This window comes from Microcoleus sp. F10-B2 (assembly GCF_036704965.1).
In the GTDB taxonomy this organism is placed as follows: domain Bacteria; phylum Cyanobacteriota; class Cyanobacteriia; order Cyanobacteriales; family Microcoleaceae; genus Microcoleus.
Genome location: NZ_JAUBTB010000151.1, coordinates 1 through 9,835 on the forward strand (window position 1 = coordinate 1; position 9,835 = coordinate 9,835).

10 protein-coding genes are annotated in these 9,835 nt (G+C 41.7%); 9 read left to right on the forward strand and 1 reads right to left on the reverse strand.

The genetic code is table 11. The features are described 5' to 3' along the window. Positions 1-369: 369 nt before the first annotated feature. Both QUA99_RS31070 and QUA99_RS31075 read left to right on the forward strand, forming a co-directional pair. Positions 370-1,371 (forward strand): ATP-binding protein, encoded by a 1,002-nt coding sequence (locus QUA99_RS31070; protein ID WP_333245003.1) that lies wholly within the window; start codon positions 370-372, stop codon positions 1,369-1,371. A gap of 167 nt (positions 1,372-1,538) precedes the next feature. After that, positions 1,539-3,791, forward strand: a complete 2,253-nt coding sequence (locus tag QUA99_RS31075; protein WP_333245005.1) for a S8 family peptidase — start codon at positions 1,539-1,541, stop codon at positions 3,789-3,791. A gap of 225 nt (positions 3,792-4,016) precedes the next feature. Here the strand turns inward: QUA99_RS31075 and QUA99_RS31080 are convergent, their stop codons facing one another. Further along, complete coding sequence (locus QUA99_RS31080) at positions 4,017-4,283, reverse strand: hypothetical protein (RefSeq protein ID WP_333245008.1); 267 nt, start codon at positions 4,281-4,283, stop codon at positions 4,017-4,019. A gap of 434 nt (positions 4,284-4,717) precedes the next feature. On the opposite strand from QUA99_RS31080, the gene QUA99_RS31085 reads away from it, so the two are divergent. From QUA99_RS31085 to QUA99_RS31115, 7 genes are all read left to right on the forward strand, one after another. Beyond that, complete coding sequence (locus QUA99_RS31085) at positions 4,718-5,137, forward strand: hypothetical protein (protein ID WP_333245011.1); 420 nt, start codon at positions 4,718-4,720, stop codon at positions 5,135-5,137. 96 nt (positions 5,138-5,233) lie between these two features. Continuing rightward, positions 5,234-5,389, forward strand: a complete 156-nt coding sequence (locus tag QUA99_RS31090) for a hypothetical protein (RefSeq protein WP_333050788.1) — start codon at positions 5,234-5,236, stop codon at positions 5,387-5,389. A 272-nt stretch (positions 5,390-5,661) separates the two neighbouring features. Further along, on the forward strand, positions 5,662-7,236 hold the full coding sequence (locus QUA99_RS31095; protein WP_333245014.1) for a reverse transcriptase domain-containing protein: 1,575 nt from the start codon (positions 5,662-5,664) through the stop codon (positions 7,234-7,236). 126 nt (positions 7,237-7,362) lie between these two features. Beyond that, entirely contained in the window at positions 7,363-7,980 is a 618-nt protein-coding gene (locus QUA99_RS31100) for a GIY-YIG nuclease family protein (protein WP_333245017.1), read from the forward strand. 197 nt (positions 7,981-8,177) lie between these two features. Further along, a complete protein-coding gene (locus tag QUA99_RS31105) occupies positions 8,178-8,594 on the forward strand; it encodes a DUF3024 domain-containing protein (protein ID WP_333245020.1) in 417 nt (138 codons plus the stop codon). Positions 8,595-8,619: 25 nt separating this feature from the next. Next, positions 8,620-8,985, forward strand: coding sequence for a DOPA 4,5-dioxygenase family protein (locus tag QUA99_RS31110; RefSeq protein WP_333245022.1), 366 nt, complete (start codon positions 8,620-8,622; stop codon positions 8,983-8,985). A gap of 258 nt (positions 8,986-9,243) precedes the next feature. Then, complete coding sequence (locus tag QUA99_RS31115; protein ID WP_333245025.1) at positions 9,244-9,726, forward strand: Hsp20/alpha crystallin family protein; 483 nt, start codon at positions 9,244-9,246, stop codon at positions 9,724-9,726. Positions 9,727-9,835 lie beyond the last annotated feature (109 nt).

Sequence of the window (9,835 nt, forward strand, 5' to 3'; positions counted from 1 at the left end):
TTCTATCATGTAGCGCAGGGCGAAAAATTTTGGCTCATATCATACTTTTAACCATTTACAAAACCGGGATGCTCCCAAAACTACTTTGCCATAATCGATAATCTGCCACGTATATTTCTATTTTGGCGCAAATTTCTAATCAGTAGTGTAGTGTATATGCGTTCACTCTCACCTCCACGACACAACTCTAAAAGAGAGCAAAGTTAAAATAGATTTATGTGTTCTGTTTTAATGGTATAATTATATTAATAGCTTAATATTTTAATTGAAAAAATAAGGACATTTAACATAACCTGGTAAACATCAAAAACACATTCTGCCTCTTGAACAATTCCCTAGAGTTAAAATTATTATTCATAACATGAGATAATGGTAGCAGGCAAACAACTCAAAAGGCTATTTCAAGCCTTCAAAGAGCGTGATGACAATGCTTTTTACAGAGCAGCAGAAGCTTTGATTGCAGATGAACTCATCGCTAATCATCATGCTCTTGCTCAGGAGCTACAGCAAGCGTTAGGCAGGCAACCGATGAAACAGATGACACAAAATGGATTGAGGTTACTCCCTAAAGATCGTCGCAGTGGCGATGATTTGGTTATATTAGAAGAAAGCTCCGTAGATTCGACTCAAGTGGTTTTAAATCAGGAAACCCAGGGGAAAATCGAGAGAGTTTTAGATGAGCACCGTAAACGCCAACAATTAAGTAAGTATGGATACTTGCCTAAGACCAAGCTACTCTTTTGGGGTCTACCTGGATGTGGTAAGACTTTTACTGCTAAGTATTTGGCTCATGAACTTGGCCTTCCCGTAGGCATTGTGAGGCTAAATGCAGTTATTTCTAGTTTTTTAGGAGATACCGCTTCTCATCTCCAGCGGGTTTTCAATTTGGCTAATACAACTCCAATGGTACTTCTTTTAGATGAAGTCGATGCAGTGGGAAAAAATAGAGATGACCCCAACGACGTTGGAGAACTTAAACGAGTGGTCAACAGTTTACTACAAGCAATGGATACTTTTGATTCATCTAAAAGTATTATTATTGCTGCTAGTAATCATCAGTATTTACTTGATCCCGCTTTATGGAGACGTTTTGATGCTCTGATTGAGTTTTCTTTACCGGGTAAAACAGAACGAGAAATTTATCTTCAACGCCTTTTAAATGGAGTTAAATTTGATGGCTCACTAGAATATATAGCGAAAAATATGAGTTCACTTTCTTATGCAGATATTCAGCGCATTACTGTTGAAGCTATTAAAACGATGATTCTCGAAGGGAGAGAAAATCTACAAACCCAGGATATTTCTGAGCAACTTAAAGCTTTTAAAAAAGCTACATCTGAAGCGCAAACTAAAAATAGGAATACTTTATAATGAATCAAGATTTTCCTCTCTTTTCACTAACTCAACCGCAAACTGCTCCACGTCGTTCAGCAAAACCTCCTTTTGTTCCCCTTCCCCCATAAAAAATTGAGCAGCGACAAGAGAAAGCTAACAATTTAAGACGACAAGTTCAAGCAATTTCTCGAAAATTGCAAGAAATGTCTCCCGATGAAAGAAAAACAGTATTAATTAAGCTAGAACATGAAAAAAAGATTTCTCTAAGTGGCACAGATTTAAAGCCAATTTCCGAATCTAATCATTTTACCCTTGCCGTTCCTCGCACTGAAAAATTAGATAACCTAGAAAGAAAAATTGAAGTTTTTGGAGAAGGTAAATTAAAAAACGGTCAACCAGAAAACCCATCTTTAGCCTATCTTAATACTATTAAAGAAGCTTCACATAAGGATCGTCTTTGTCAAATATTTTTTGAACAATATGACGAATTAATTCGGCAAGATTTAATGATTTGTGAAATTGAAATGATGTCTTTACAACAAGGACACAAACAACAGAGCCAAGAATTATTAAAAATACGAGAGGAGATAAGCAACTTATTTGAGAATGGGATTAAAGGTCATTTATTTGAGCATGAAGAAATAAAAGGAACTTGTCGTGCTGTAATTCGATGTCCGGGTAAGGTTTTTCAAGAATTAGTAGAAGGTCAAAAATGGCAGACTAAAATAGTGTATTTTGATGCTCGTCCAGAATTTGAAACATTTGATCAAACGCTTAAAAATTTCCAAGTTCAAAATTTAGGAGAATTTATAAGCCCTCCTCAAGATGCTCCAATGGTCTGCATTGTAGATTCAGGAGTAACGATTGGAAATCCTTTTCTAAAACCTGTTTTTAGAGAAGATTTGATTCGCTCTTATCTCAAAGCTGAATCTGATAAAGATAATCCTTATGATGAATGTGGACATGGTTCTGGTGTTGCTTCTTTAGTTTCTTACTATGCCTTGAATTTATACCCAAATGCCGAAAACAAAGGAAAAGTTTGGATTGCTAGTGCTAGACTTTTAAATAAAGATAATGAAATTGAAGATGAGAGATTATTTTCCATGATTTTAAAGGAGATTGTACAGGATTTTAATCTATTAAACATTAAAATTTTCAATCTTTCTGTTCAATTTACAAATCGAAAATGGTATGAAGAAGCTAAGCGAACCGTTCCTCGTCGTTCTTGGATAGCTCGAACAATTGATAAACTTTCAAGAGAATATGATGTTATTTTTGTTACAATTACAGGCAATATATCAAATAGGGATGTTAAACACTATCACGAAGATGGATCACCTTATCCTAAATATTTTAGAGAGGATGAATCCTCTATTTATGATCCGGGTCAAGCAGCACTAGCTATTACAGTAGGTTCTATTGCTCCTAGCACTCAAGCAGTAGGTAAAGTAGCAACAGCGATGGCAATTGCCAAACAAGAACAACCCTCTCCTTTTACTCGTTGTGGTCCAGGAATTAACCGCGAAATTAAACCTGAGCTAGTCGAATATGGCGGTAATTTGTTAGTAGAGGAAAATGGCTCAGTACGAGAAAATCCAGGAATGAATATAGTGATGGCAAGTCATCAACTTACACCTGCAATTGCTCATAAGTCGGGAACGAGCTTTGCTGCTCCCCGTGTTGCTCACAAAATGGCGCGTATTCTTTATGATATGCAGTCTTTGGGCTTTGATAATATTTCTGCCTCTTTACTGAAAGCATTGACTGTTAATTCTGCTCTTTATCCACCCTATTATGGAAATTTTGATAATTTTAAACAAGCAATGGATGAGGTAGACCCTAAGCATTGGTTAAATGTTGTTGGTTATGGAGTACCAGATGATATCAGAGCAACAGAGTGTGATCCTTATACAGCAATTCTCTTGTTTGAAGGTGAGATTGAACCCAATACAGTTGCTTATTTTAATATTCCTGTTCCTGAGTGTTTAGCAGACGCAGAAACCGGAATAAAGCGGTTAACTGTAACAGTAGTTTATGCACCTCAAGTTCAGAGATGGGGACTAGAATCCTATTTAGGGACAACGTTAAAGTGGCGAATGTTTCGGGGAGACGTAGACCAGGAAGATATTATCAAATCTATGTCTGTTGAAGGAGATGAAGACGATGAAGAAACAGCAGAAAATATGAAAGAATTAAAATTTTTTCCAAGTATGACACTGCGTTCTAGAGGAACAGTTCAACATGGAGTGTGCGAGTGGAAACAACATAAGTCAGAATATAGCCAAAATTGCTACACATTAGCTATAGCTGCTTATGAAAAATGGAAGGATAAACTTGTAACTGTACCTTATGCAGTCGTTGTACGCCTCGAAGACACGACACAAACGGCTCAAGTCTATGCTGAAGTGCAGAATATCATAACGCAACTTGAAATTCAGACAAGAACTAGAGTATAAAAATGCGCTTGTCGCTCGATTGTATGTCACGTATACCAAGAGTTTCTAATGTAATACTTTAAATTGATGTAATTGAAACGGAAATTGCGGGGGATCTACGGGCCACAGTTAACTTTTGCTGCTTCCGGCGCCCCTCTAATACTACAAGCCACATTCGATCTCCAATTTTCTAGGGACTTATGCCCATTACCATTAGGTTCAACCATATATATTTTTGTAAGTATTTCAAGCTGTTAATTTTTGCTGTAGTTGCTGATGTATCCGATCTAAACACACCAGAATCACAGGCTGACCAGATTTTAAGGAAGCGATCGCACTCTCCAAATCAAACTCTACCAGTTGGAGCGATCGCTTTTTTGAATTCCAGCACAACATAAACCGCCCTAGCGAAACCGAATTTGTAAATTCCGGTTCCTTCCCCTTCAGCCGTTGCCGCATCATCGCCGCCACCTCAAAACTCAACCCTACAGACAGACAAAGGTCAAACGCCACCAAATCCTCGACTTGATGGCAGGCAAAAACAAGCTCTAATCAACGAATTACTGAGACAACCCTGTAAAAATATTCAAAACATAGAGTCAAGCATTTCGGTAACGGCTTGTTGGTGGCGGCCCCGGTTGTTTCGTCTCAAAGCATTACCCCAGAGCAGCCGAAGCAAAGCATAATCACGCTTACCAGACAAATTTGTGCGATCGCGCTGTATGACGGTCAGCGAAGGAACGGGCTAATTTTGTCCAGTCCCGTCTTGAACCAAGTAGCGGATTAGAGCATGAATTGCCCGCTGTGCCGTTAGCGAGAGAGCAACTGTCACAAGCCTAATGCGACGCGGCCCAAGAAATTCCCGATTGGTGACGAGCAATTTTAGATTTTAGATTTTAGATTTTAGATTTGGGATGCAAGGATTAAAGTCACGCATCCCAAATGGAATGCCTAGAGCTTTCTTTCCCAAGGCAGAAGCCTTAACCCCTGGATTTGTTAAAATCGTTGGTCATGTGGAGCAGGTGCATCTACAAAACCGGCTCAAAGGAGAATTGTTGACAATGTGGCTTAAATTTGGTGTTGCTCTCAGTGGAGAACTGACGAGCATTGATGGAGTTGTGCGCGGAAAAACTAACCTCGCTTGTCTCTACTGCGGTGGCGGATTGACAGCAAAAAAGGGTTCGGTGAAAGAACATCACTTCGCCCACACCGAGGACACTTGCAAACCCGTGTCGCAGCGGATTAAAACCAAAGCATTTCCCTCGCTGCCCCTCTACGATAATTTCACCATCCAGCTTAAGGGTGAGGAATTGGAACAGTTGAAGGTGCTGTGGAAGTGCGATTCGTTGATTAGTGAATCTCGGTAATCAATCCGTAAATAACTAATGAGCGTGAAACTTGACCCCTAGGTTGAGCACTGAACTCTCAGATTGATGAAGGTGCAAGTCCTTCCCGCAAGATTCATGCGTGACTCCTTATCTGCTCACACCGACCAAGCTCAATTCTTGGAGAGTGAAGCTGGGAACAGGGCACAATCAGACGGCTGTTATGGGCTGACACTGGTGCTAACAGGGAGTTCCTACGGTGAAACCGAGCCTAAAAAAGTAACTTACACCTAGGCAGGGCATAACTTAAAAAACCCTGACCTCATCAGAGCTAAAGCCCGACGCATCATTTCCACAATAGCGTCCAGAATCTTGGGTTTCTGATAGTTAAATTGGCTACACCTAACGGAACAATCAATCATCTGAGGGAACGAATAAAAACGACTTGAGAGTCATGGATACGTCGATTTCCATGTAGGTAAGATGAGATACGGAACTCTCTCAAGACGGGTAGGATGCGAAGTAATTTTCGCAAGGTATTCAGAAAACACTCAACAGAGCAGAGCATGATTAGACACAGTAGTAATACCAGTGAATCTTGGAAGAATCTACCGTGGAAGAAGTTCCGCAAAGATTTATTTCGCCTACAAAAGAGAGTGTTCAAAGCGGTTCAAGCAGGAAACAAGCGGAAAGCGCAGTCTCTGCAAAGACTTATTCTGAAATCCAAAGCTGCTAGATTCCTAGCAATTCGACAAGTAACACAGCTAAACGCTGGCAAGAAAACAGCAGGTGTTGACGGTGTAAAATCTCTCGGCTTTACAGGACGTTTCTACCTAGAAACAATACTTAAAGAGTCGGCAGGTAATTGGCATCATCAAGGACTACGGGAAATCCCAATCCCAAAAAAGGACGGGACAACCAGAATGCTAAAAATCCCAACTATCGCGGATAGAGCTTGGCAATGCCTCGCTAAATACGCTTTAGAACCAGCACACGAAGCAACATTCCATGCTTACAGCTACGGGTTCAGAGCCGGACGCTCCGCGCACGATGCACAGAAAATCCTGTTCAACAATCTAAGAAGCTACTGTAATGGAATGGAAAAACGAGTGATCGAACTCGACATAGAAAAATGCTTCGACAGGATTAGTCACACCACCATAATGGACAACTTAATTGCGCCCAAAGGTATCAAGCTCGGAATCTTCCGATGCCTAAAAGCTGGGGTCAACCCCGATTTCCCGGAACAAGGAACTCCTCAAGGTGGGGTGGTGAGTCCCCTATTAGCCAACATCGCTCTTAACGGGATTGAAAGTATTCACAGATACCATAAGGATGGATTTAGAATAACTGGCAAAACCCCAGCGTCAAACATTGTCGAAACATCAATCCGTTATGCGGATGATATGGTGATAATGCTTAGACCTCAAGACGATGCAGTCAAAATACTTGCCGAAATTGATAATTTTTTAGCAGCAAGAGGAATGATGGTAAGTGCTAAGAAGACCAAGATTACCGCTACGACAGATGGATTCGACTTTCTCGGCTGGCACTTCAAAGTGTTAAGCGACGGAAGATTTAAAAGCTACCCCTCAGTGGATAATTTTAAAAAGTTCCGTTTGAAGGTAAAGAACATCGTTAATTGCTCGAATTATGGTTCTAAGGTAAAAGCCGAAAAGCTAGCACCAATAGTTAGAGGATGGAGAAATTACCATAGGTTCTGTGATATGTCAGGAGCAAGGTTTTCACTTTGGTTCTTAAATCACAGAACATACACGGTATTTAACAAGGAATCCAAAAATACCAGAGAATCAAGCGTTAAGCTTGTTAAGAAGGCATTTCCAACAGTTCCTTACTCCGAAAACAAACACATCAACGTCAAAGGGGATAAATCGCCCTACGATGGAGATTTAACCTACTGGAGCGAACGCAATAGTAAGTTATACGATGATTTGACCTCTAAAGCCCTTAAAAAGCAAAGCCATTCATGCGGTCACTGTGGAATGAAGTTTATGAGCGATGAGCGAGTAAATCTGCATCACATCGACGAGAATCATGATAACTGGAAACCTAAAAATCTTCTAGCAATGCACGAATCCTGTCATGACTATTCACACATGAGCAAAAGGGTCACTCCCTAAGAATATCGGGAGCTGGATGCACGGAAACGGGCACGTCCAGTTCTAACTGAGAGGTGCTGGGGATAATACCCCACATCGACTCAAACAGAGTACGGGGCCCAAAAGCGATCGATTCCCAAAGACTTGGTGAGCTTTCGGTGGCAGTTGAAAGGATTGCTAGAGTCAGAGGGCGATCGCACTTATCACTTTACCGACTTGGGTAAAATCCCAGTGGGTGCTCTTCCCCTGGCGCTGTTCAACTCAGTCCAAGAACCGCTGCTGCTGTCGGAGTTAGTTAAGTTGGAAGGCTCTGTAGAAATTGCTTTATCTGCGGGTTTATCTTGTTTGGAAGAACGATTGGCTGACTTGAAGATTTATCGAGCACAGCTTCTTCGGATTCTGGTCAACTCGCTCTATTTCCTTGAAGTTAAAGCGGATGGCAACATTTTCTACAAAATTGGCATTACCACTAGATCGATCGAGGAGAGAATCGCCGAAGTGCAGCGAGATGTGAGGGCGCATTACTCGGATGTGGTTGTTAATTTGCTGGGACTATGGGAACATCGGGGGAATGTGGAGCTGTACTTCAAACATCGGTACAAAGCGTTTAATTATCACATTGGCAAACTGACGGAGTATTTTGTGTTTCCGAATGTCAAGGCTATTTTGAATGATTTGTATGAAATGGAACCCAAACTGCTGAGTGAGATTGAGGTGGATGTTCTCAGACAAATTCAAGAGCAATCAGATTCCGCTGCCAATTAATCGATCTACAGCATTCGCACGGGCTTTGCAAACCTATCCCATTAATTGAGTTAAGGGATACGAGCAGAGTGTCCCACCAAATCCATAAAATCTATCCTTGCTCGCTCGAAGCGATGGGGGCATAATGTAGGGTCAGACTCCTCGTTCTACCCCGCTCACTTTCAAGTAAATTTAGAATAATCAGGGGAACAAATTCAATGACAAAAAAAGCAAAAAAGCTCTGGCTTTCTTCTTCTCCCAAACAGTCTAAACCTACAGTGCCTGATACTGAGAAACAATTAATCGAACAAAAATGTAATGAGTTAATTGAAACAGAATTTAAGCCCAAATATATCGAGTCTCCACCCACCGACCGTGATTTCAACTATCGAACGGATATCTTTGGCAAGTGGTATCGCAACTATTTTTACTTTTGCTCAACGTATAATTGTCCAAGTCCGAGGGCGATTTCCCCGTCTTTTGAGTCTCGCTCCGCCCGCCTAGAATATGTTGGACCAGATTGTTTTAATGTCGCCTACATGAGACATACGGGGCAATGGTGGGAAATTCTGCATGGTTTGTCTTTAGAAGAATGTTTATCGGAAATTAGAAACAATCCCCTGTTACATCCTTAGATGTCGGCTCAATAACCCACTGAAAATGATGAAAGAAGACACCATCGAAATTGTTGGTTTTCACGCACATATTTACTTCGACACCGATAGCCGCGATACTGCTGCGCGCGTGCGCGAAGGATTGGCTCAGTTTGAGGTGCAGCTAGGGCGTTGGCATGACAAACCCATTGGGCCCCACCCCCAAGCGATGTATCAAGTTGCCTTTTTACCGGAACAGTTTGGCAAAGTCGTTCCCTGGTTGATGCTCCACCGCGAGGGGTTAGATATTCTCGTCCATCCCGAAACAGGGGATGATGTGGCAGACCATACTCTACATTCTTTGTGGCTGGGAGAAAAACTGGAGCTGAATGTCGAAGTCCTGCGACCTAGGACAGCCAACACCAGTGGGTGAGATCCGTGAGCGGGTTCGCTCGGCAAGCTCATCATGGCGTTACCACAGCCTTTTCGGTTTCTAGGAATAGCTTTGTACGGTTTTCTTCAATGCGAAGTATCCCGATTGTTTCGCACTTATTCGGGCAAATACGACCAACAGAGTAGGGTTCTCCTGACTGTTGTTTCTGCTTATAAAACGGCATCATAATAACTGTAAGCAATGAGCTTCAACCCAAACAAACTTATAAAGCATTACCAATCTTTGAGGTGACAGATTATGTTGATGCGCTACTGGCAACCATTCACAGAAATTGAAACCATCCGCGAGCAACTCGATAAAGTATTTGACCAACGGACAGCAACGAGAGATAACTCAGAAGCCGTTTGGATGCCAGCTTTAGAATTTGTTGATGCTGGGGACAACTTCGTATTAAAAGCGCAACTGCCTGGAATTGACCCCAAAGACATTGACGTTCAAGTCACTCGCGAAGCAATTTCTATCTCTGGCGAACGTCGCTACGAAAACACAGACGAAAAATCTGGCTACGTCCGCTCAGAATTCCGCTACGGGAAATTCCACCGGGTGCTTCCCTTGCCCGCACACATTCAAAACGACTCTGTGCAAGCTGAATACAAAGATGGCATTCTAACGCTAACACTGCCCAAAGTGACTGAAGCTCGCAATAAAGTCGTCAAGATTAACTTAGCCGAAATTGCTGGAACTCCAGCGACTCCCGCTTTGGAACAGGCTAACCAATAACGATCTGCTGTGCTTAATTGAGTGAGGCAAATTTGGTTCTTCTGGGTTGGCGGTGAAAACTGTATAATAGAGGAACTTTACGCTAGAGGATAAGCTCATGGATTTTCAT